The sequence below is a fragment of the Ureibacillus thermosphaericus genome (genome assembly GCF_012396605.1).
Taxonomy (GTDB): domain Bacteria; phylum Bacillota; class Bacilli; order Bacillales_A; family Planococcaceae; genus Ureibacillus; species Ureibacillus thermosphaericus.
In genome coordinates this window covers 13,655-34,645 of the sequence record NZ_JAAXPW010000006.1, presented here as the reverse complement: position 1 = coordinate 34,645, position 20,991 = coordinate 13,655, and the positions used below count along the sequence as shown (strand labels likewise).

The following is a 20,991-nucleotide window of genomic DNA, read 5'->3' as shown; positions in this document are numbered from 1 at the left end:
CTAACTCGCTCCTATCCAGCAGTTCACAAGCGGTTGGTTAGCCAAATCCTCATTAATAACTGATTCCCCTTTTTGCTTGTGGGCTGCCGGATGGGATTAGCAATCTATCTACAACCGAGCCCAGCTTCGCCAAGACTCCATTCGGACGAGCGGCAGCTACTCTGTAGCCCCAGTGGCCAAGACGTTGTAGGTAGATTGGTGATTCTATCACCAGAAAGGAGGTGACAGTATGAGACCAGTCGATGTTGAAAATCCAATGGTCCTCGGTGGAGTTTATCCGGAAGATGTAGCTAGCCCGATCGGAAAATGTAAAACGTGTCATGAGATTATCTATCCAGGTGATGGCGCCGCAACATTCGATGACGAATTGTTTTGCAGTCCGAGTTGTTTGTGGGAGTATCTCATGGATGATGGTTCTCTCGAAGAAATATAAAAAGACCACCGTGCAAGTGGTCTACGTTTCAAAAAAATTTTTGGTTACTGAAATTATAACACAGGAGGTCTGAAAATGGTATCAGCAATTTCAACGCTCGAAATGAACCGCCAAGAATGGCTGCATGCAAGGAAACGCGGAATCGGCGGCAGCGATGCATCAGTGATTTTAGGATTCAACAAATGGAAATCTCCATTCCAACTATATTTAGAAAAAACCGGTGAATTTACGGAAGAAATCGATAACGAATTTATTTATTGGGGCAACTTACTAGAGGACATTGTGGCGAAAGAATTTGAAAGTCGTACAGGTAAGAAAGTACGTCGTCGAAATCAAATGTTTGTTCATCCAGAACATGACTTCATGATTGCGAATATTGACCGCGATGTGGTTGGTGAAAGAGCGCTACTTGAATGCAAAACAACAAATGCTTTCAACTCTAATGCATGGGATGGAGATGAAATTCCAGCTGAGTATATTTGTCAAGTCCAGCATTACATGGCCGTCTTGGGCTACGAGAAAGCCTATATTGCTGTATTAATCGGCGGAAATAAGTTTGTTTGGAAAGAAGTCGAACGCGATGACGAATTTATCGATATCATGATCCAACGCGAAAAAGAATTTTGGGAAAATCACGTACTTGCAGGTGTACCACCAGCTATAGACGGTAGCCCATCAGCAACCGAACTACTCAATAAATTATATCCGACCGACAACGGCGAAACAGTAATGCTCGATTCCGAAACAGAACAATTAATCGAAGCTATCGAATCACTAAAAGCCGAGAAAAAACAAATTGAAGAGCAGCTTAAAGCGTATGAGAACCAATTAAAAATGACTTTGGAAGATGCTTCGGTTGGCGTTACTAACCGTTTCAAAATCACTTATAAAGCAGTCACTCAAAACCGCATAGACAGCAAGCGGCTGAAAGAAGAACATCCGGAAATTTACGAAAAATACTTGAAGTCATCAATTTCAAGACGTTTAACAATCAAGGAGGTTATTTAATTATGGCAACAACAAAAGCATTAAAAGAACAAATGAAACAAGCTCCGGCGCAACAAAATCCGAAAACGATTGAAGATTATTTGAAACAAATGATGCCGGCTATGAAGCAGGCGCTTCCGAAACATATGGATGCAGACCGTTTGTTCCGATTAGCCATGACAACCATTAGGACAACTCCGGCACTCAAAGAAGCGGACATGGCCAGTCTTTTAGGTGCTGTCATGCAAGCGGCGCAGCTTGGATTGGAGCCTGGCTTGCTTGGACACTGCTACTTACTACCATTCAAAAATAACAAAAAAGACATCACGGAAGTTCAGTTTATCATCGGTTACAAAGGGATGATTGATCTAGCAAGACGTTCCGGTCAAATTCAAAACATCTATGCTCATGCAGTTTATGAAAAAGACGAGTTCGAATATGAATTAGGTCTTGAGCCAAAACTCGTGCATAAACCATCAATGGACGCAGACAGAGGGGAATTTGTAGGAGCTTATGCCGTAGCACATTTCAAAGACGGCGGTTATCAGTTCGAATTTATGCCAAAAGCCGAAATTGAAAAACGAAAAGCACGCTCAAAAGCCGCAAATAGTTCTTACAGCCCATGGGCAACGGACTATGAAGAAATGGCGAAGAAAACAGTGATTCGTCACATGTGGAAGTACTTGCCTATCAGTGTAGAAATTCAACAACAAGTAGCGCACGACGAGGGCACTGCAAGAAGTATCAAGGATATTACTCCTGAGGACGAGGTATTCCTGGATGCACCGGAGTTCGAAGTCGTTGAAGAAGTGGAGCAAGTACAAGAAGAACCAAAGGAACAGGTAACTGAACAACAAACTTTAGTATAAAGCGAGGGGAGAAATCCCCTTGCAATCAAAACAGGAGGGCGGGGCAAATGGCGAAATACAGACAGGTGCATACAACGTTTTGGGATGATGGGTTTGTTATTGATCTAACTCCAGAAGAAAAATATTTCTACTTGTATTTGATGACAAATAACAAAACTACTCAATGTGGCATCTACGAACTTCCATACAGAACAATCGAAATGCAAACAGGCTATAACAGAGATACCGTAATAAAACTACTCAAGCGCTTCGAAGAATATGGAAAAATCGAATACAACGAAGATACTAAAGAAATTTTCATCATTAATTGGGCGAAATATAACTTCATTAATTCACCAAAAGTGAGAAAGTGCATTGAAAAAGAGCTTCAAGAAGTGAAATATAAACCGTTTGTTAAGCAATACATTATTAAATCGAAAGAGTATGGATACCGTATCGATACCCTATCGATAGACTTGGGGGAAGAAGAAGAAAAAGAAGAAGAAAAAGAAGAAGAAAAAGAAGAAGAAAAAGAAGAAGAAAAAGAAGAAGAAAAAGAAGAAGAAAAAGAACAAGAACAAGAAGTCGGTCAGTCGGTTAGTCAGTCGTCTGATTTCGGGAAATTAGCAACCTTCTACGAGCAAAATATAGGACCGTTACTTCCTGTCATATCGCAAGAACTTGGAGATATCTATGACACTTACAAAGATGCGAATCTCATTCAAGAAGCCTTCAAAATCGCGATTCACGTAAACGCAAAAAATAAAATGAAATACGCTGAAGGGATTTTAAAGAATTGGAAGGCTGAATTAATCACTTCTTACGAACAGTTAAAAGCCAAGGAGGCGAGAGAAGAAAATGCAAAGTCTCAACGAAGCCATGCAAACGGACAAATTTCAAGAAATCATGAAAAAAATGCGACTGAAATCCCAACAGACATTGACACAAAACTCCGAAACTTCAGCTCAATATGAATGTCCAAAGTGCAAAGATGAAGGAGGGTACATCGTTCGTAGAAAAGCAGGGGAAATTATTCTTAATTACAAAGGTGAAGAAGTGGAGCTAAAACATGATACGGATCAATGGGTTGAGTGTGAATGCTCCAAGATTAAAAAAATCAATCGCTTAATGAAATCTAGCGAAATTACAGAAGAGTTTCAGAAAATGGGATTCAGCAATTTTATTACTGAAAATAGACCGCAAGTCGTCCAGAATATGAAAGCTGTATGTATGAAATACTATGAATCTTTTAACCAAATTAGAAGTACTAGAAAAAATAGTGTTTTATTAATCGGCCAGCCTGGAAGTGGAAAAACGCATTTGTTAATGGCTGTATCAAACAACTTAATTCAAAAGCGCGTCGTACCTGTTATGTATTTTCCATACAAAGACGGGATGAACGAAATATCAGAGAACAATTTTGAACGTAAATCAGAAATAATGCATCGGATGAAAGATATTGATGTGTTGTTTATCGATGATTTATTCAAACCAATTGGCGGGAAAGTTGACGTGAAGCGATGGCAAGCAGAAATCATCTTCGAAGTGGTCAATTATCGCTATTTGAACAATAAACCGTTGCTTGTTTCTAGCGAACTATCATTAAGCGATTTGCTATATGTGGACGAAGCAACAGCATCCCGGATTTTTGAAATGGCTGAGGATTATACGGTGACGGTACCAAAAGATATGCATAACAATTATCGATTACGAAATGTTGTGGGAGGGTGAATGAAATGGCAAAAGTGTATGTCGTAACTGTATTTGATAGTGGCGAGGGTACAACAAAATCACGGAAAGTTATTGAAAATGAATTTGAAGCATATGACTACGCAGCTCGATTAAACAGAGAATGGGCAGCGAAAGGCGATCATTCGGAAGCAACAGTTTCCGAACATGAATTCGAAAGTAAATTTGAAAAGGCGCTCAAAGAAATCGAAGCTATTACTCGCGGGCTAGGCGACTTCAACCCAACATATGACAAGATTCATAAAATCGCGAGTGAGGCGTTGGGGGTGAATGAGAATGAGTGATAAGGAACTAATGCAGGAAGCGCTAAAATGGCAAGAACATATCAAAGTACTAGCAAACGATCACGCAGAAGATGAATTGTATCAAAAAAGATCGAAAGTGTTTGATTGGCTCATTGAACAAGCCGAAAAAGCGGAGAAGTATCGTGAAGCACTTGAATTTTATGCTGATGAAAATAATTACTTTGTAGATATATCAAAATTAGAATTACCAGAAGATATTTTTTATGCCGAACCGCCGGTCGTAAACGAAAGAGGTATAAAAGCACGTCAAGCATTGGAGGGAAAAATGATATGAAACCAACATACATCGGCTTTAACACACAGCCATACGCAATCATCGTATGGCAATTCGAAAAAAATAGATCGAAAACAATTTGTTACAGTGAAGCGGAGTTGCAAAGCGCATTAGCACGTTACAACGCACCAGGAGACTTATATTACCAAGTTCCTCACAACGTGCATTACTTCAACAAGGTGGCAATTCCAGCTTAATAAACCAAAGGAGTGAGATGTATGATAAGCAAATTCAAACGAGCTTTCTACATCGAGCAACTCAGACTTTTGGGCATCCGTGAAGTAGAGGGCAAACCAGTACAGGAACTTAGTGATCGTGAACTCAAATACGCACTTGCAACAGCAAGGGTTAAGGCAGGTGCTTGATATGCAAATGAACAAAAACGGAATTAGAGTTGTAAATAACAACAAGGACCGAGAGAAACTTCAGCAGGAGTTAAGAAAATTAAATTACAAGGAATATGCAGAGTTTATAGGGTACGAGAACGGAATCGAGGTCACGATCATCGTACCCAATCACAAAGCGTTAGTACAAGCTATGCTACAAGACGGTTTCGTATTACAAAGATTTTCGAGAGGTGAGATTGCGTGAGAGAAATTAAGTTTCGTGCATTTAATAAAGCTGAAAGAAAAATGTGTAGAGTTGTTTCTATTGATTTTACAAGATTTATTACTGTTCGTTTTCCAGAGTTTGAACATGAATCAGACGACTACAATGACCAAATGTTAATTGAAGAATTTGAACCATTAATGCAATTCACAGGCTTAAAAGACAAAAACGGAAAGGAAATTTATGAGGGGGATATTGTATCTTATTTTGGTTTAAAATACGAAGTTTTATTTAAAAATGGTGCTTTTGGTTGGATGGAGGATGGAGAATTTTATTCTTTCAGTGAAATGACTCCTTCAGTGTTTGACGAATTTGAAGTCATTGGCAATGTTTATGAGAATCCAGAGTTGTTGGGGGGAATCGAAATGAATCGCTGGGAACGGATGGAAACTGCAAAGAAAGTATTGGGGAGGGGTAAAATATGGTAAATTCACGGTTTAAGTTTCGAGCGTGGGAAAAGAATCTGAAAGAAATAATTCCAGTCTACAATATAGATTTTGAAAAGAGAATGATAAACACAGACCTTGCATGGAGAACTTTTGATGAAGTTGAATTAATGCAATTTACAGGCTTATACGATAAACATCATAAGCCGATTTATGAAGGGGATATTTTAAGACATCCACCTAAGAATGAATGGGAAGAAAAGAATTTTGTTGCATTCGAAGTTTTTTATCACGATAACAACAATGCAGATAATCACGTTGGTTTCCAAATGAACAGATTACATTTCCATGGTGCATATGCAGGTTATTACATGACTGAAAAGTTTTTACCGAGATATACAGAAGGAATGATAGTGATAGGGAACGTTTTTGAAAACCCAGAATTGGTGGCGAAAAAAGAATGAGTGACCTATTAAACATCTTAGTGCTGCTTATACTCGGATGGGGATTTGCAATATTAATCGGTGCCGAGTGGCAGTACATGAAGGAGCGGAAGAGAAGATGAATCAAGTTCAATTAATTGGTAGGCTGACGAAGGATCCAGAACTACGTATGACACCAAACGGATTGTCAGTTTGTAGATTCACTTTAGCAGTTAACCGAATGAAAAAGGATGAAGCGGATTTTATTAGTTGTATCGCATTCGATAAATTAGCGCAGAATCTAGTGGACTATCAAAAGAAAGGCAATCGCATAGCAATCACGGGTCGAATTCAAACAGGTAGCTATGAAAATCAACAGGGGCAAAGAATTTATACAACAGAAGTAGTAGCAAATAGTATAGAGTTCTTAGATTATCGTTCGGAAAATGTACAGAATAGCCCAAATTCGGCTCAAAACTATCAAGGTAATACAAATTATCAATCTAGCAATCAAAACGCGTCTACGGCTCAAAATCAGCCGAATAATGACCCGTTTAGTGGATACAGTTCGCTTCCGGATGATATCGATGATAATTTACCTTTCTAGCGAGGTGATGTAAATGGAGACGTTAAGCATCTATCATAAACGAAAAATTCTTAAAGGTCGAACAAAACGAGAATTAGAAAAGGAGATCGAACGTCACAAGCAATATGGCTATGTAGAGGCAAGTGAAATGAAATATTTCGAAGCTGATTCAAAACCATATCAAATTCTAGTCGAAAAACGCTGGTTAGCAAAGGAGAATCGAAATGGATTTACAAAAGTTGTTTGAAATACAGGCGGAATTGGACTATCACATTACGAAAGAACATCCGGTGAAAGAAGGCGAAGATCGTCTTACTAAAAAGATATTAGCTTTACAAGTCGAGTTAGGGGAGCTCGCAAATGAATGGAGAGGGTTTAAGTTTTGGAGTAAGGACCAAAAGCCGAGAAGAGCTGTTTATGAAATTTGTAAATATTGCGAAGGTAGAAAAACGTTAGGATTCCAATTTGAATCATGTTGGTATTGTGGCGGAACAGGTTTGCAAGTTGTAAAAAGACCATTACTCGAAGAATATGTCGATTGCTTGCACTTCATTCTTAGCATTGGAAATGACATCACCTACTTGACAGATGATGAAATCGAAGAAGTTTTAACAAACGCAAAAGTTCCAGATGATTACGGAAATATCGTTGATACATTTATCGTTTTAAACAGTTATTCTTGCGAATTGAAGCATTGCGAAAAGCGTGATTATATCAATCTACTAACTATTTTCTTAAATTTGGGATATGAATTAGGTTTTACTGATGAACAAATTGAACAAGCATACTTGAAAAAGAACGAAGAAAACCATAGACGGCAATTGACGAATTATTGAAAAAGGTGATTGCATGAAGAAAAGACATTGGACTCAAGAGGAAATCGATTATTTAGAAGACAGTTGGGGCACTGTATCACTACCCGGGATATGCAAAAAGTTAAATCGTACAGAAAACAGCGTAAAAGTAAAAGCGTATAAGTTAGGACTTGGTGATCCGATTAAATCGTTTGATGGCATAACTGTAAGCGAGTTATCAAAGACGATTAAAGTAGAGTATAACATACTACTAAACTGGGAAGAAAAATATGGTCTCCCTGTTATGTATAAACGTTTTACTAAAGTAAAAAAAGTCAGAGTTATTAAATACTCAGACTGGTGGAAATGGGCAGAAAGAAATAAACAAATGATTGATTTTAGCCGATTTGTGAAGGGGGATTTAGGTCCCGAACCAGATTGGGTGGAAGAAAAACGTAGAGCAGACTATCGCAAAAAGATGTACGTGCCAAAACCGCATAATACACCGTGGAGCAGCCGAGAAGATAATTTGCTAAAACACATGGTTAAAAAGGGATACACGTATCCAGAGATTTGCGATCAATTACAACGAACGCATGGAGCGGTTAAACGTAGATTACTGGATTTGGGGATTAAATATCGGCCGGTTTATTTAGATAATCATCGACCGTACACGCAACAAGAAATTGACTACATTCTCGAAAGTGTAGAAAAGGGTATCAGTTTTCAGGAAATGGCTCGTCATTTAAAACGTAGCGAAGCTGGAGTAAGAGGAAAGTTGGAACGGATGGGATATAAGTTTAGGAATGGCGTTCCTTATATCGAAGAAAAGCAAATTAGTTAAATGAAGGTTTGCTGATGAAGAGGTTTTAACAACCTTTTATCAGCACTCTTGATAAGCGAGTGCTAAGGAGGGCGACATGGCAAAAACAAAATACGGCAACAAGAAAGTGGAAGTTGACGGCATCACATTTGATTCTGCACTTGAAGCACGGTATTACAAGCATTTGAAACTATTAAAAAAGCAAGGTATCGTAAAAGATTTCGAGTTGCAACCAAAATTTGAGCTACTGGAAAGTTTCAAAAAGAACGGAAAAACATATCGAGCCATCACTTACAATGCAGATTTTAAAGTTGAGTATGCAGATGGCCGCATAGAAGTGATTGATGTAAAAGGAATGGTCACACAGCAATTTGAACTGAGAAGAAAACTTTTTGAGTACCGTTATCCTTACGAATTAAAGGTCATAACGTATTCAAAAATTGACGGCGGATGGATAACCCATGACGAGTTGAAAAAAGCCAGAAAAGCCCGTAAAAAAGCAAAAAAGGTGATGTGAATGGCAGTTGTAGATGCAAATGCTCGGTTAAAAGCTCTAGATCGACAAAAGTTACTGTACAACTTACATTGCAAAAAATGCGAAAACTACAACGAAAGAAACAGTCTGAAATGGTGCCCTGGTTGCGCCATTTGGGATGAGTTTCAGAAAATCGGAGAAGTGTTGGATAGCACAATCAGCGAGAAAGAAGAAAGTGCTTAGTGAACAAATGAATCAAAATGCGAAGTAGAGGGAGAGATAATAATGAATTGTAAGTTGCTTTATTATGTTAGTCCGAAAGACGATTTTAAAGCAGAAGGTAGGATTTTTCTAAAGGGTGAAAAATATCCAGTTTACGATGTAGACGGAGATTCTTTATTAATAGCAGAAAATGGAGATTTCCTTTTCACTAATCAGTTAATGAAGCAAGTTATTGAAGAATGGGAATTAGAAGTGACGGAAATTTAATGTCGCACTTGAATCAAAATGCGTAGTAAAGGAAAGGGGAAAATTATGGATAAAAAAGAAATGAAACAAATAGAAATCACTGATGTTATCGTCCACAGGCTGAGTCGCGGTCAAGATATAACTGACGAATGGACTAGCGATGTTAATGTTGATTTCATTATTGATAAGCCACAAACTATCAAAATTTTTGATAAGACCTATGTAATTGACAGAATTAAAATGTTAACACATTGGGGCGATGAAATAGTATTTCGCTTATCAACAGAGGATTTCTTCTTTGAAGAATTAGAAGTCAGTAAAATATTTGTTCATAAAATCTACAATATGTTAGACGAATTGCAAAGTGAAAATAATGTGCTACATGGGTGGAATTTCAAAGAAACGCTATTTGAAATTTTGTCTGACGATTATTACCGTTTTGCGATAAATGCACCATCAAAAACAAACGTATTGGCTATTTAAATTATTGCACACTTCGAAGAAAATGCGAAATAAAAAAGGGGGCATCGATTAATGTTTCCTGCGCTTATGTTCATTGTTGCGGAGCGAAACGGTATACCGCAGTTAATTGACAATAAATTCTATACATCCGAAGTATGGGCGAGAAAGCGATTAGAACGGTTGAAAAAGTCTAACCCAGACTTTAACTACTTTATCGCATACGCAGATTCGTTTAAACGGTTAAGTTGATAACGAAAAAAGCTGTGGCCGCCTTCAACCCACAGCCACAGCTTACCCTCCTAGCAAATGACACTTTAATTATAGCATAGGAGGGCGAACAGATGGGCAAAGGGCAGATTACGAAAGAAAAGTTAGATCAGTGGATTAAAGATTATAGATGGATGATTAATACTGTTGAGCAATTACAAATGGAATATAGATATAATGGCGCAAAAATCGCTCAATATGGCATTGAAGCTACGTTACCAAAAGCAAGTGGGCAGACAAGCGATGTAGTGTTCACAGAGGTCGTAAGGAGAAACAAACATTTAAAACGAATCAATGAATATATTTGTAAAATTCAAGAAGTGCAAAAACGAGTTGATAAAGTAACAGAGCCAAGAGAAGCGGAGGTATTATATTGGCTCCTGGAAGGCAAATCAATGCGTTGGATTGGGCAGCACATGGCATTAAGTCATGTGACGATTAAGAACATAAAAGAGAACATTTTGGAGAGTATGTTGAGTTGAACCACATTGCGTTGTATTAAGGAGGTTTATTTATGAGAGCACGAAAAGGAGACCTAATTCGTGTTGTAGCTGTTCAAGAACCTAAAGATAAACGAATAAAAGTTGGCGACATTTTTGAAGTTGCGATTGCTTGTGATAATGGTGATGTTTATATCGATACGAACGGAGATACTCCTATTTGGCTTGTTGACGAAGAATACGAAGTTATAGACACAAAAAAAGATTTTGAAAACGATTATTACGCTCACATGCCAGAGGATTTTAGAGCAGCGGTAAATGTAATTAAACAATACTGCCAATTCGAAGATTGCATAGATTCTTATTGCGATAAATGTCCATATCCTTTAAAAACTATTAGATGCGGAGACGAATAGTTAATAAATGTACACTTCGAAGATTAAGTGACAAATGAACCAATATGAGAAACAAAGGAGGAAAATTATTGTCTAATTTCATAACTCGTAATGAAGCTGAAAAGGCTTTATCAGAAGGAAAAAGAGTGAAATTTCATTGGAACGGTTTGTCCGTAGAAATTGACAAATTAACTACTTTAAACGATTTGCGTTGGCTATTGAGAGAGAAAAAAGCAATGTTTTATTTAACAGTAAATGACGTTGTAAATGGAAAATATTCAATTATTAATAAATGAACACTCCAATGATTATGTTAATTTGAAAAAAATGAGAGGGAGGAAAAATAATGAAAAATGTGTTTGTGCTTCAAACGAATGATAACGATTTTAAAGAAGCCATTTCGAATTTTCTTGCTAAACATTGTAAGGAAAACGATGTAAAGGTGGCGATTTATGAAACGAATGAAAAAGGTGCGGAAAAAGTGATGAAAATTGTGAACGAAAAATAGCTCGTATTACGAAGATAGATTAACAAACTTACCAAATTTAACACTTTTACCAAAGGTGACAGCTATAATTTTCCAACTGTAAAATATGAGGTAGGTCCGGGGCGGCGTGGAAAACCGCTTCGGCGAATCATTTCCGTAATAAATCAATAAAACACAAGTTTCGTTTTGCTACTATTTTTACCACAATAAAAATATGCGAATAACAAAATTCGACAAAACTTTATAATGCGATCAATGAGGATTTGTGAGACGCCATAAGCAATCGCGTTAGTTTAACTAATGCTGTTGTTTATCGCGTCTTTTCTTTTTGCGAGGTGAGAGTTATGCAATACACAATCAAATGCGAAAAATGCGGAAGACCTGGCGACATTGAAAAACGAACAACGACAACCAACAACTACCAACAACCAACAAGAACGACCACGACATACAAAAAGACATGTGTTGCTTGTGGCGGTAGAGTTAGAGCGTTACTAGACTAATGGAAAGCGATTAGCGTAATGGGGTGATGCCATTGAATGTAAGGAAATTAACGCCGAAACAACAAGCATTTGCTGACTATTACATCGAATTAGGTAATGCTACACAAGCAGCGATTAAAGCAGGATATAGTAAACGTTCAGCAAGACAGATAGGTGAACAAAACTTGTCAAAACATGACATTAAAGCTTATATCGATGCTCGAATGGAAGAATTAAAGTCACAACGTATAGCAGATCAGCAGGAAATACTGGAAACATTGACATCTGTTTTGCGTGGCGAAGCAAGAGCTGCAACATTAGTCGGAGTTGGTGGGGGCGAAGAAGAAATTAATACAGAAATGCCGCCAACTATGAGCGAACGAATTAAAGCGGCTGAATTACTTGGTAAACGTTACGCTATGTGGACTGATAAACAAGACGTTAATGTGCAAGGTGCTGTAACATTCGTGGATGATATAAGCGGTGATGGCGAATGACTGTCATAAGACTATCAGAATTATTGCCAAAAGCATTTCATTCGGTGTGGAAAGCTGCTATTAACCCAAATATATTAAACGTGGTATGCAAAGGTGGACGTGGTTCTGGTAAATCCTCAGGTATTGCTCATATAATTGTACAACTACTCATGCGTTACCCAGTTAATGCGGTGGGTATAAGAAAAGTTGACAATACTATCGAACTATCAATCTTTGAACAAATGAAATGGGCCATAAACGAACAAGGTGTGGCACATTTATTCAAGATTAATAAATCTCCAATGCGAATCACATACATTCCTAGAGGGAATTATATGGTATTCCGTGGAGCGTTAGAGCCAGAGCGTATTAAATCATTAAAAAGCGCTAATTTTCCATTTGCCATTGCTTGGATTGAGGAATTAGCTGAGTTCAAAACAGAAGATGAAGTTACAACCATTACAAACTCTTTATTGCGTGGAGAGTTGAGTAATGGTCTTTTTTATAAGTTCTTCTATTCATACAACCCTCCAAAGCGAAAACAATCATGGGTTAATAAAAAATACGAATCGGCATTTGTTCCTGAAAATACATTTGTTCATCACTCAACTTACTTAGATAACCCATTCATTTCAAAACAGTTTATTGAAGAAGCAAATGCAGCTAAAGAACGAAATGAATTACGTTACAGATGGGAGTACTTAGGCGAGGCAATCGGTTCTGGTGTCGTACCATTTGATAACTTGCACATCGAAAAAGGATGCATAACTGATGAAATGGTGAAGAACTTTGACAACATACGAAATGGTGTTGACTTTGGTTATGCAACGGATCCATTAGCTTATGTTCGTATTCACTACGACAAAAAGAGGAATGGCATCTATATCTTTGACGAAATATACGGTGTGAAAATGAGTAATAGAGAGTTTGCTAAGAAACTACACGATAAAGGGTATCAATCAGATGAAATATTCGCTGATTCAGCAGAACCCAAATCAATCGATGAACTAAAGCATGAGCATGGAATCAAACGAATCAAAGGTGTTAAAAAAGGTCCTGACAGTGTTGAATACGGTGAACAATGGTTAGATGATTTAGATTTTATTTGCATTGATCCATTACGTACACCAAACACAGCTAGAGAGTTTGAAAATATCGATTATCAAACGGATAAAGATGGCAATCCTAAACCGCGTTTAGAAGATAAAGATAACCACAGTATCGACGCAACACGTTATGCAATGAGCGAGGATATGCGTTCTAAGAAACGCATGCAAGTTTTGCGTTAAAGGAGGTTAAAGATGTTTGAAAAAACACATACCGACGAATTAATTCGATATATAGAACAAAATGCACCGACACCATCCGAGATTATTAAAGAGCTCTGCGATTCGTTCGACCCATCACACATGCACGAAGGCGTTCGATACTATAAAGGCGAATCAGACATCTTAAACAGAAAAATATACACTTACGAAGATGGCGTAAAAGTGATTGATACGGAAGCTACTAACGAAAAAGTGGTTTCGGGATTTCATAAAATCTTGGTAGACCAAAAGACAGCTTACTTAGTCGGTGAACCAATGGTCTTTGGTAGTCGAAGTGATAACCAAGAACACCTAGATTTACTGCAAGAACTCATTGGCGAACGGTGGGAAGATACAATACCTGAATTAATCAAGGGTGCAAGCAACAAAGGTCTAGAATGGCTGCATCCTTTCGTGAATGAAGAAGGCGAATTTGATTACATGATAATTCCGGCGGAGCAATTAATTCCGATTTACGACTATTCGAAACGTAAAAAGCTGGTTGCTGCTATTCGATTCTATCAACTTGATGATAATGTAACAAAATTAGAGTTATGGACTTCTGATGATGTGACCTACTACGAAATGATTAACGGACAGATTTATTTAGATGCAACTGTTGAAGTGAATCCAGCACCGCATTTCACAGACGTAGAAGGTGCGGAATGGAAGTCATGGGGACGCGTACCATTCATCAAATTTGCCAACAACGAAGAAGAATTAAGCGATTTACATTTTTACAAATCTATCATCGATGCTTATGATCTATTAGTTTCTGATGCACAGAACACATTATCAGATATGCAATCATTAATTTGGGCTTTAATTGGATACGATGGTGAAGATTTAGGGGAGTTTGTAACCAATTTAAAACGGTATAAAGCAGTCAAGTTAGATGAAGATGGGAACATTAAAACGATTCGGGCAGAAGTACCAGTGGATTCATACAAAACACAAATTGACATCCTAAAAGAAAACATTTATGCATTTGGTCAAGGTGTTAATCCTTCCCCGGATATTATTGGTAATGCTCCATCTGGTGTAGCGTTAACGAACCTTTATTCTTTACTAGACATGAAAGCTAGTATTCTCGAACGTAAATTCACATTAGCTTTACGTGAGTTTATGTGGTTCGTCGGGGAATATGTGAGACATGCGAAACTTGGCAATCTTGATTATCGAGATATTACATTCACATTCAACAAAATGTTACTTACAAATGAGTCTGAAATTATTGACATGGCTCAAAAATCGCAAGGTATCATTTCTCAAACAACGATCCTTGAAAATCATCCTTGGGTTAAAGATGTGGCCCAAGAAATGGCCCGAATTGAAGAAGAACGACAAAAGGAAATGGAATTGTTTGATAACTACAACACTACATTCAACCAGCTGAATGGCGGTGGAGTAGATGACCAAGAGTAGGGAGTATTGGCGTAAACGCTTTGAATTACTGGAAGATGCACAAACTCGAAAAGCTGAATCGTATTACAGGGACTTAGAAAAAGCGTATATTCAAACAATGCGAGCTATTGAAGCAGATATTCTCAAATGGTACAACCGATTCGCTAAAAACAATGAAATCACACTCGAAGAAGCAAAAAGACTGTTAAAATCTGATGAATTAAGAGAGTTTCGTTGGACTGTTGAGGAATACATTAAATATGGTCAAAAGAACGCTATCAATCAACAATGGATGAAGCAACTTGAAAATGCATCAGCAAGAGTCCATATAAGTAGATTAGAAAGCTTACGTATTCAACTTCAACAACACATCGAAAAACTGTATGGTGGTCAAATTGAAGGCTTTGAGCGACTGATGAAAGAGATATATCAGGAGCAATACTATCACACGATATTTGAAGTGCAAAAAGCCTTTAACGTTGGGTTTACTTTACAAGCTCTCGACGAACGAGTATTAACAAAAGTCATTAGTAAACCATGGACAGCCGATAACCTAACGTTTAGCGCTCGAATTTGGCGTGACAGAAACTTACTTATCAACACATTACACACTGAACTAACACAAACCTTTGCTCGTGGAGAAGGTCCAGACAGAATAATCAGTGTGATTCAGAAGAAAATGAATACATCTCGCGCAAACGCTGCTCGATTAGTTCAAACCGAGCAAGCGTTTTTTAGTGCTTCGGCACAGAAAGAAGCGTTTAAAGAATTGGATGTAGAACGCTATGAAATCGTAGCAACATTAGACAGTAGAACATCGGAAATCTGTCAATCTATGGACGGAAAAGTGTTCAAAATTAGTGAATATGAGCCTGGAGTAACAGCGAGTCCTTTCCATCCGAGATGTAGAACGACGACTGCTCCATATTTCGATGATAACTTTGGCGAAAGGTTTGCGCGTAATCGTGATGGTAAGGTGATTTACATTCCAAGCAATATTAAATATTCAGAGTGGAAAAAGAGATTTGTAGTTTAATCTTGACCTGAGCATGTCGTTAAACTGCTTATTTATTTTGCCCTTTTTAAAGGTTTGAGGGTTAATCAAACGGATTCCTTTAGCGAGAGGTGTAACTCGTTAAAAAACATTAAAAGGAGAGGAAAAAACATGGATTTAAAAGAGTTATTAGGTGAAGAACTATATACACAAGTTATGGAAAAGATTGGGGACAACAAGATTGACATTGTATCAAACGGGAATTGGATTCCTAAACAAAAGTTTGACGATCTAAATACAACGGTTAAGGATTTAAAACAACAACTTAAAGACCGAGACACTCAACTTGAAGATTTAAAAGCAAAAGCTACTGGCAACGATGAATTAAAAGCACAAATTGAAGAATTGCAAGCTAAAAATCAGCAAATTCAAGAAGAATATGAAACTAAAATTCAAAAACAACAATTCGACTTTGCTCTCGAAAGCGCGCTAAGAGACGCGAAGGCGAAGAATCCGAAAGCTGTACGAGCTTTGCTTGATACTGAAGCTATTAAGTTCGTAGATGGAAAGCTAGTCGGTTTAGAGGAACAACTTAAAGCACTGAAAGAAACAGATGACTATTTATTTGTTCCTGATGGGTTGAAAGGAAAAACGCCTCCTGGAGCGCAAAATCCAACAGGGAATAACAAACCAAATCCATTCAGCAAAGAACAATTTAATTTAACTGAACAAGGAAGACTTATTCGAGAAAATCCAGATCAAGCAAAACAATTAATCATTCAAGCTGGAGGTAATCCAGCCCTTTACGGACTATAAAAAATATAAAGGAGATGTTGTTAAATGGCAGTAACAAGAGTTTCAGATATTATTATTCCTGAAGTTTTTAACCCTTATGTAATAAATACAATTGAAGAACAAAACGCTTTAATTCGTTCTGGAATTATGGGGCCTGTACCAAATGTAACTGTTCCTAATGGCGGTACTATGGTAAATATGCCTTTCTGGAACGATTTAGAAGGAGATCCAGAAGCGATTCAATCTGACTTTGCGTTAACTCCTGAAAAAATCACAGCAGGAAAAGACGTGGCACGTATATTCGAATTTGGTAAAGCGTGGAGTTCAGAAGACTTGGCAGCAGAATTAGCTGGTTCCGATCCAATGAGAGCTATTGCTAGTCGTGTAGCAGCTTATTGGACACGTCAACAACAACGGATTTTATTGAAAATGCTAGACGGGGTATTTGGTGACAATGCTGCTAATGATGGCGGAGATTTAATTCTTGATGTTTCAAAAGAAGATGGAACTGGTGGAACAGCTAGTGGAGAAGTATTCATTGATGCAGCTCAATTACTTGGGGATGCAAAAGAAAAATTCACTGCAATTGCTGTTCATTCTCGTGTACATGCTAACCTACAAAAAGCGCAATTAGTCGAATATCTGCCAGAAAGCACAATTGACATTGGTTTCGGTACTTACCAAGGTAAAACCTTAATTGTAGACGATAGCTTACCTGTTGTTGATGGTACTACTAGCGGTAAAAAATACACGTCTTACTTATTCGCTTCTGGAGCTGTTGGTTATGTTGCGGGAAGTCCTAAAGTTCCTACTGAAACAGACCGTAACACATTAAAAGGTGAAGACATTTTAATTAACCGCCAAAAATTCATTATGCATGTTCGTGGTTTCCGTTGGACTGAACAAGCAGTGGCGGGCGAAATGCCAACGCTTGCAGAAATCGGAAATGCAGCAAACTACGACCGTGTTTATGATCCGAAGAAAGTTCGTGTCGTAAAAATCGTCACGAACGGATAAGGTTAGGGATTATTCCCTAGCCTTTTTACTTTATGTAAAGGGGGGATTACATGGGAGCAACAACGTTTTATTTGCTCGAAAAAGAACGATTAGAAAGAGAAAAGGCTGAAAAAGCAAAAATTAAGGATGCTCAAGAAAAGAAGAAAGAACCGCAAAAAAGAACTTCTAAATCAAAAACAAAAGAAGGTGAGTGATTCGCGTGTTGAACAAAGTAAAAGAGCGATTAAACTCACTGAAAGTACCGATTACAGATAACGATGATTCGTTGCTTAACTTTTCTATTGATAGAGTGAGAAATCACATTAAAACACAAACAAATCGACAAGATATACCAATCGAATTAAACGAAATCGCGATTGATATGGTCATTGGCGAATTTCTATTTTTAAAAAAGAGTATGGGTCAACTTGACATCGAAACAATCGACTTTTCCCCATTTGCTAAACAAGTGCAAGATGGCGATACAAACGTAATTTTTGCTGTCGAACTTGATGGTACTCCTGAGTCCAAATTCAACGCTATGATTGAATATTTACAACACAACGAAGTCGATTATCGCAAGTTTAGGAGACTTTCATGGTAAGCCCACGTAGAAAAGCGATTCAAAGTTTGTATCGTGGCACTTGCACGGTGAAAGTGTGGGAAGAGTATAAAGATCCAATAACAAAAATCACGAAACATCAAGAAGTAACGAAATTCGAAAACGAACCTTGTAAATTGTCTTATGTAAAACAAACAACAGCTTCAAGCGATGGAGGTCCTGCTATAATTTCTCAAACTATCAAGCTATCTCTAGCGCCCGAATTAGAAATACCTGCTGGAAGCAAAATTATTGTTACACAAGACGGAGTGACAAAAGAATTTACAAGAAGTGGCGAACCAGAGGTACACATGGACCATCAACATATAACACTCGAATTATTTGAGGAGTACGCATAATGGTTAGATGGGGAAAAGTTGATTATCGACAATTAAAACAATTGCAGGAGCGTATGCAAAAACTTGAAAAGATAGAGTTAGAAAAGTTTTGCGAGGCTATGGCAAAGGAAATCGCTGCGAGATTACTGGCGAAAGCCATTAAACGTACACCTGTCGGTCAATATGAAGATGGGCGCGTTGGTGGTACATTAAGACGGGGTTGGACTGTAGGGAGTATTACTAAAAAAGGTAATACGTATGAAATAGAGGTTTTTAACCCAGTTGAGTACGCAATGTATGTTGAGTTTGGCCATAGAACTAGAAATCATAAAGGTTGGGTTCCAGGACGTTTCATGATGACGATATCTGCAGATGAATTACAAAAAGATGCACCAAAAATTATTGAAAAGAAATTAATCAAACTCTTAGGAGATGCGTTCAATGGAAATTAAGGACATTATCACTGCAATCTCCGTTAAATTGGATCAAGTGTTTGGAGAAGGATATACGATATACGACGACGACATACCGCAGGGTTTTAAAACGCCCGCTTTTTTAATTCTCTTTCTGAACTTAGAGAATATCCGACAAATCGGTGGACGATGGCGTGTAAATACACTATTTAACATTCAGTATTTCCCGAGAAACGGGCGCACAGAGGCTTCGAATGCGGCGTTGAAGGTACAACAAGCGTTAAAAGAAATAACGTTGTTAAATGGCGCTGTAATGCTTGGCGCTAACGGGAATACCGAAATTGTAGATGGAAACGCTCATAACTTTATAAACTTCAATTTTTACTTACAAGAAGTCGAGGCGAAAGAGTTTATGGAATCATTAGAACAGCACTCTAATTTGAAAGGGTGATAGTAAGTGTCTGAAAAAAAGACTAAAAATACGACTTCCAAGAAAAAGGAAGTCAAGGAACTTAAATTTTCTAAGGAACAGATTATTAAGAGCAATAAACACACCCATATACGCGATGCTCTTAATGCTATTTTGAAAGATTCGGAGAAATACTCACTCAAAGAAGTGGATGCAAAATTAAAAGAATTTTATGAAGGAGGCAAGAAATAATGGCGCTTGGTGGAGGGTTTTTCATAACTCAAAACAAGGTTCTTCCCGGTACTTATCACAATTTTATTTCTGCAGCACGTGCATTCGTGAATCTATCAGACCGTGGATACGTCGCTTTACCGACGGAACTAGATTGGGGTCCAGATGGTGAAGTATTTACGGTAACTGCTGAAGATTTACAAAAAAATTCATTAAAAATCTTTGGTTATGACTATGCTCACGAAAAGTTAAAAGGCATTCGTGATGTGTTTAAAAATGCTCACACAGCTTATATTTACAAAATTAATGAAGGTGCAGTTGCTGCTCAAAATACTTATGGCACAGCAAAATACAAAGGTGTTCGTGGTAATGAACTAAAAACGGTTATTCGTGCAAATGTAGACGAGCCTGCGAAGTTCGATGTTTTAACTTACTTAGACACGACTCTAGTAGATGAACAAATTGCTGTTGCAGAGGCTAAAGATTTAGTAGATAACGATTTTGTAGTTTGGAATAAAGAAGCTGCATTATCTGAAACAGCAGGTACTCCATTTACCGGTGGCTCAAATGGAACAACACCGACAGCTACACCACACCAAAATGCGCTTGATGAATTCGAATCTTACGGATTCAACGTATTAGCATGTTTAACTAACGATGAAGCTATAAAAGCTCTTTATGTAGCTTATACAAAACGAATGCGTGATGAAGTTGGAGCGAAATTCCAATTAGTTGGCCACAATTTAGGGGCTGCCGATCATGAAGGTGTAATAGATGTACACAATAAAGCTACTGAACTAGATTACGGTTTAGTATTCTGGGTTGCCGGTGCTCAAGCTGGGGTAGCAGTGAATAAATCAAATACAAATAAAGTTTACGATGGCGAATACACAGTAGACTTTGAGGGAGCTAAAAAGCAATTCGAGTTAGCTGAATTAATTAAAAAAGGTAAATATGTATTCCATCGAGTAGGTTCTGATGTTCGAGTTCTTGAAGATATTAATACATTTACATCGTTCACACCTGAAAAGAACGAAGATTTCAGTTTGAATCAAGTTATTCGAGTATTAGACCAAATTGCAATTGATACGGCAAATCTTTTTAACACACGCTACTTAGGTCAAGTTCCAAATGACCAATCGGGGCGTGTATCTTTATGGAATGACATTGTTTCGCATCGTCGAGAATTACAAAGCATTCGAGCAATCGAAAATTTTAATCCAGATGATGTGAAAGTTGAACAAGGGAATTCGAAAAAAGCAGTTGTTGTGAACGAAGCTGTAGAGCCAACTGCGGCGATGTCACAACTTTATATCACAACAGTGGTAGCGTAGA

At 37.8% G+C, this 20,991-nt stretch carries 38 protein-coding genes; all 38 read left to right on the top strand.

Annotation, left to right across the window (positions count from 1 at the left end):
* The first annotated feature begins 229 nt into the window (after nucleotides 1-229).
* Nucleotides 230-433 carry a hypothetical protein gene (locus HF990_RS04070; protein WP_168412050.1) on the top strand — a complete coding sequence of 68 codons (204 nt, stop codon included), beginning with the start codon at nucleotides 230-232 and terminating at the stop codon, nucleotides 431-433.
* A gap of 75 nt (nucleotides 434-508) precedes the next feature.
* The gene (locus HF990_RS04065; RefSeq protein ID WP_168412049.1) at nucleotides 509-1,441 is read left to right on the top strand and encodes a YqaJ viral recombinase family nuclease; all 933 of its coding nucleotides are present in this window, start codon (nucleotides 509-511) and stop codon (nucleotides 1,439-1,441) included.
* Nucleotides 1,442-1,443: 2 nt separating this feature from the next.
* Entirely contained in the window at nucleotides 1,444-2,289 is an 846-nt protein-coding gene (recT, locus tag HF990_RS04060) for a recombination protein RecT (RefSeq protein WP_168412048.1), read from the top strand.
* Nucleotides 2,290-2,336: 47 nt separating this feature from the next.
* Nucleotides 2,337-3,242, top strand: coding sequence for a DnaD domain protein (locus HF990_RS04055; RefSeq protein WP_168412047.1), 906 nt, complete (start codon nucleotides 2,337-2,339; stop codon nucleotides 3,240-3,242).
* Complete coding sequence (locus tag HF990_RS04050) at nucleotides 3,127-3,999, top strand: DnaA ATPase domain-containing protein (RefSeq protein ID WP_247595826.1); 873 nt, start codon at nucleotides 3,127-3,129, stop codon at nucleotides 3,997-3,999. The genes HF990_RS04055 and HF990_RS04050 overlap by 116 nt, the downstream gene beginning before the upstream one ends.
* A gap of 5 nt (nucleotides 4,000-4,004) precedes the next feature.
* Nucleotides 4,005-4,301 carry a hypothetical protein gene (locus tag HF990_RS04045; protein ID WP_168412046.1) on the top strand — a complete coding sequence of 99 codons (297 nt, stop codon included), beginning with the start codon at nucleotides 4,005-4,007 and terminating at the stop codon, nucleotides 4,299-4,301.
* Nucleotides 4,294-4,596, top strand: coding sequence for a hypothetical protein (locus tag HF990_RS04040; protein ID WP_168412045.1), 303 nt, complete (start codon nucleotides 4,294-4,296; stop codon nucleotides 4,594-4,596). Before HF990_RS04045 ends, HF990_RS04040 begins: the two co-directional genes overlap by 8 nt.
* A complete protein-coding gene (locus HF990_RS04035; RefSeq protein WP_168412044.1) occupies nucleotides 4,593-4,793 on the top strand; it encodes a hypothetical protein in 201 nt (66 codons plus the stop codon). The genes HF990_RS04040 and HF990_RS04035 overlap by 4 nt, the downstream gene beginning before the upstream one ends.
* A 21-nt stretch (nucleotides 4,794-4,814) precedes the next feature.
* Nucleotides 4,815-4,961, top strand: a complete 147-nt coding sequence (locus HF990_RS04030) for a hypothetical protein (protein ID WP_168412043.1) — start codon at nucleotides 4,815-4,817, stop codon at nucleotides 4,959-4,961.
* A gap of 222 nt (nucleotides 4,962-5,183) precedes the next feature.
* Nucleotides 5,184-5,633: a YopX family protein gene (locus HF990_RS04025; RefSeq protein ID WP_168412042.1), complete on the top strand. Its 450-nt coding sequence runs from the start codon at nucleotides 5,184-5,186 to the stop codon at nucleotides 5,631-5,633.
* On the top strand, nucleotides 5,627-6,055 hold the full coding sequence (locus tag HF990_RS04020; protein WP_168412041.1) for a YopX family protein: 429 nt from the start codon (nucleotides 5,627-5,629) through the stop codon (nucleotides 6,053-6,055). Before HF990_RS04025 ends, HF990_RS04020 begins: the two co-directional genes overlap by 7 nt.
* 97 nt (nucleotides 6,056-6,152) lie before the next feature.
* Complete coding sequence (locus HF990_RS04015) at nucleotides 6,153-6,620, top strand: single-stranded DNA-binding protein (protein ID WP_168412040.1); 468 nt, start codon at nucleotides 6,153-6,155, stop codon at nucleotides 6,618-6,620.
* Between the two features lie 13 nt (nucleotides 6,621-6,633).
* Entirely contained in the window at nucleotides 6,634-6,846 is a 213-nt protein-coding gene (locus tag HF990_RS04010) for a hypothetical protein (protein WP_168412039.1), read from the top strand.
* Nucleotides 6,824-7,435 (top strand): dUTP diphosphatase, encoded by a 612-nt coding sequence (locus HF990_RS04005; protein ID WP_168412038.1) that lies wholly within the window; start codon nucleotides 6,824-6,826, stop codon nucleotides 7,433-7,435. The genes HF990_RS04010 and HF990_RS04005 overlap by 23 nt, the downstream gene beginning before the upstream one ends.
* Nucleotides 7,436-7,448: 13 nt before the next feature.
* The gene (locus HF990_RS04000) at nucleotides 7,449-8,237 is read left to right on the top strand and encodes a hypothetical protein (RefSeq protein ID WP_168412037.1); all 789 of its coding nucleotides are present in this window, start codon (nucleotides 7,449-7,451) and stop codon (nucleotides 8,235-8,237) included.
* Between the two features lie 76 nt (nucleotides 8,238-8,313).
* Entirely contained in the window at nucleotides 8,314-8,733 is a 420-nt protein-coding gene (locus HF990_RS03995) for a DUF1064 domain-containing protein (RefSeq protein ID WP_168412036.1), read from the top strand.
* Nucleotides 8,734-8,934: a hypothetical protein gene (locus HF990_RS03990; protein ID WP_168412035.1), complete on the top strand. Its 201-nt coding sequence runs from the start codon at nucleotides 8,734-8,736 to the stop codon at nucleotides 8,932-8,934.
* A 42-nt stretch (nucleotides 8,935-8,976) separates the two neighbouring features.
* A complete protein-coding gene (locus HF990_RS03985; RefSeq protein ID WP_210730748.1) occupies nucleotides 8,977-9,180 on the top strand; it encodes a hypothetical protein in 204 nt (67 codons plus the stop codon).
* A gap of 45 nt (nucleotides 9,181-9,225) precedes the next feature.
* Nucleotides 9,226-9,642 (top strand): hypothetical protein, encoded by a 417-nt coding sequence (locus tag HF990_RS03980; protein WP_168412034.1) that lies wholly within the window; start codon nucleotides 9,226-9,228, stop codon nucleotides 9,640-9,642.
* Nucleotides 9,643-9,693: 51 nt separating this feature from the next.
* Nucleotides 9,694-9,870: a hypothetical protein gene (locus tag HF990_RS03975; protein ID WP_168412033.1), complete on the top strand. Its 177-nt coding sequence runs from the start codon at nucleotides 9,694-9,696 to the stop codon at nucleotides 9,868-9,870.
* A gap of 92 nt (nucleotides 9,871-9,962) precedes the next feature.
* A complete protein-coding gene (locus HF990_RS03970; RefSeq protein ID WP_168412032.1) occupies nucleotides 9,963-10,370 on the top strand; it encodes a helix-turn-helix transcriptional regulator in 408 nt (135 codons plus the stop codon).
* Between the two features lie 32 nt (nucleotides 10,371-10,402).
* The gene (locus tag HF990_RS03965; RefSeq protein WP_168412031.1) at nucleotides 10,403-10,744 is read left to right on the top strand and encodes a hypothetical protein; all 342 of its coding nucleotides are present in this window, start codon (nucleotides 10,403-10,405) and stop codon (nucleotides 10,742-10,744) included.
* 68 nt (nucleotides 10,745-10,812) lie between these two features.
* Nucleotides 10,813-11,019, top strand: a complete 207-nt coding sequence (locus tag HF990_RS03960; protein ID WP_168412030.1) for a hypothetical protein — start codon at nucleotides 10,813-10,815, stop codon at nucleotides 11,017-11,019.
* Nucleotides 11,020-11,069: 50 nt separating this feature from the next.
* On the top strand, nucleotides 11,070-11,231 hold the full coding sequence (locus HF990_RS03955; RefSeq protein WP_168412029.1) for a hypothetical protein: 162 nt from the start codon (nucleotides 11,070-11,072) through the stop codon (nucleotides 11,229-11,231).
* A 323-nt stretch (nucleotides 11,232-11,554) separates the two neighbouring features.
* The gene (locus HF990_RS03950; protein ID WP_168412028.1) at nucleotides 11,555-11,713 is read left to right on the top strand and encodes a hypothetical protein; all 159 of its coding nucleotides are present in this window, start codon (nucleotides 11,555-11,557) and stop codon (nucleotides 11,711-11,713) included.
* 32 nt (nucleotides 11,714-11,745) lie between these two features.
* Nucleotides 11,746-12,189: a terminase small subunit gene (locus HF990_RS03945; protein WP_247595824.1), complete on the top strand. Its 444-nt coding sequence runs from the start codon at nucleotides 11,746-11,748 to the stop codon at nucleotides 12,187-12,189.
* Nucleotides 12,186-13,457: a PBSX family phage terminase large subunit gene (locus HF990_RS03940; protein WP_168412026.1), complete on the top strand. Its 1,272-nt coding sequence runs from the start codon at nucleotides 12,186-12,188 to the stop codon at nucleotides 13,455-13,457. Before HF990_RS03945 ends, HF990_RS03940 begins: the two co-directional genes overlap by 4 nt.
* Nucleotides 13,458-13,469: 12 nt before the next feature.
* A complete protein-coding gene (locus HF990_RS03935; RefSeq protein WP_168412025.1) occupies nucleotides 13,470-14,900 on the top strand; it encodes a phage portal protein in 1,431 nt (476 codons plus the stop codon).
* A complete protein-coding gene (locus HF990_RS03930; protein ID WP_168412024.1) occupies nucleotides 14,887-15,915 on the top strand; it encodes a minor capsid protein in 1,029 nt (342 codons plus the stop codon). The genes HF990_RS03935 and HF990_RS03930 overlap by 14 nt, the downstream gene beginning before the upstream one ends.
* A 129-nt stretch (nucleotides 15,916-16,044) precedes the next feature.
* Nucleotides 16,045-16,689: a phage scaffolding protein gene (locus HF990_RS03925; protein WP_168412023.1), complete on the top strand. Its 645-nt coding sequence runs from the start codon at nucleotides 16,045-16,047 to the stop codon at nucleotides 16,687-16,689.
* A gap of 24 nt (nucleotides 16,690-16,713) precedes the next feature.
* A complete protein-coding gene (locus HF990_RS03920) occupies nucleotides 16,714-17,685 on the top strand; it encodes a major capsid protein (RefSeq protein ID WP_168412022.1) in 972 nt (323 codons plus the stop codon).
* Between the two features lie 50 nt (nucleotides 17,686-17,735).
* A complete protein-coding gene (locus HF990_RS03915; protein ID WP_168412021.1) occupies nucleotides 17,736-17,879 on the top strand; it encodes a hypothetical protein in 144 nt (47 codons plus the stop codon).
* Between the two features lie 5 nt (nucleotides 17,880-17,884).
* Nucleotides 17,885-18,268 (top strand): hypothetical protein, encoded by a 384-nt coding sequence (locus HF990_RS03910; protein WP_168412020.1) that lies wholly within the window; start codon nucleotides 17,885-17,887, stop codon nucleotides 18,266-18,268.
* Nucleotides 18,262-18,624, top strand: a complete 363-nt coding sequence (locus HF990_RS03905; protein WP_168412019.1) for a hypothetical protein — start codon at nucleotides 18,262-18,264, stop codon at nucleotides 18,622-18,624. The genes HF990_RS03910 and HF990_RS03905 overlap by 7 nt, the downstream gene beginning before the upstream one ends.
* Nucleotides 18,624-19,055, top strand: a complete 432-nt coding sequence (locus tag HF990_RS03900; protein WP_168412018.1) for an HK97 gp10 family phage protein — start codon at nucleotides 18,624-18,626, stop codon at nucleotides 19,053-19,055. Before HF990_RS03905 ends, HF990_RS03900 begins: the two co-directional genes overlap by 1 nt.
* Nucleotides 19,045-19,467, top strand: coding sequence for a phage tail terminator family protein (locus HF990_RS03895; protein WP_168412017.1), 423 nt, complete (start codon nucleotides 19,045-19,047; stop codon nucleotides 19,465-19,467). The genes HF990_RS03900 and HF990_RS03895 overlap by 11 nt, the downstream gene beginning before the upstream one ends.
* 6 nt (nucleotides 19,468-19,473) lie before the next feature.
* Nucleotides 19,474-19,677: a hypothetical protein gene (locus HF990_RS03890; RefSeq protein ID WP_168412016.1), complete on the top strand. Its 204-nt coding sequence runs from the start codon at nucleotides 19,474-19,476 to the stop codon at nucleotides 19,675-19,677.
* Nucleotides 19,677-20,990 (top strand): phage tail sheath family protein, encoded by a 1,314-nt coding sequence (locus tag HF990_RS03885; RefSeq protein ID WP_168412015.1) that lies wholly within the window; start codon nucleotides 19,677-19,679, stop codon nucleotides 20,988-20,990. Before HF990_RS03890 ends, HF990_RS03885 begins: the two co-directional genes overlap by 1 nt.
* The last annotated feature ends 1 nt before the right edge of the window (nucleotide 20,991 follow it).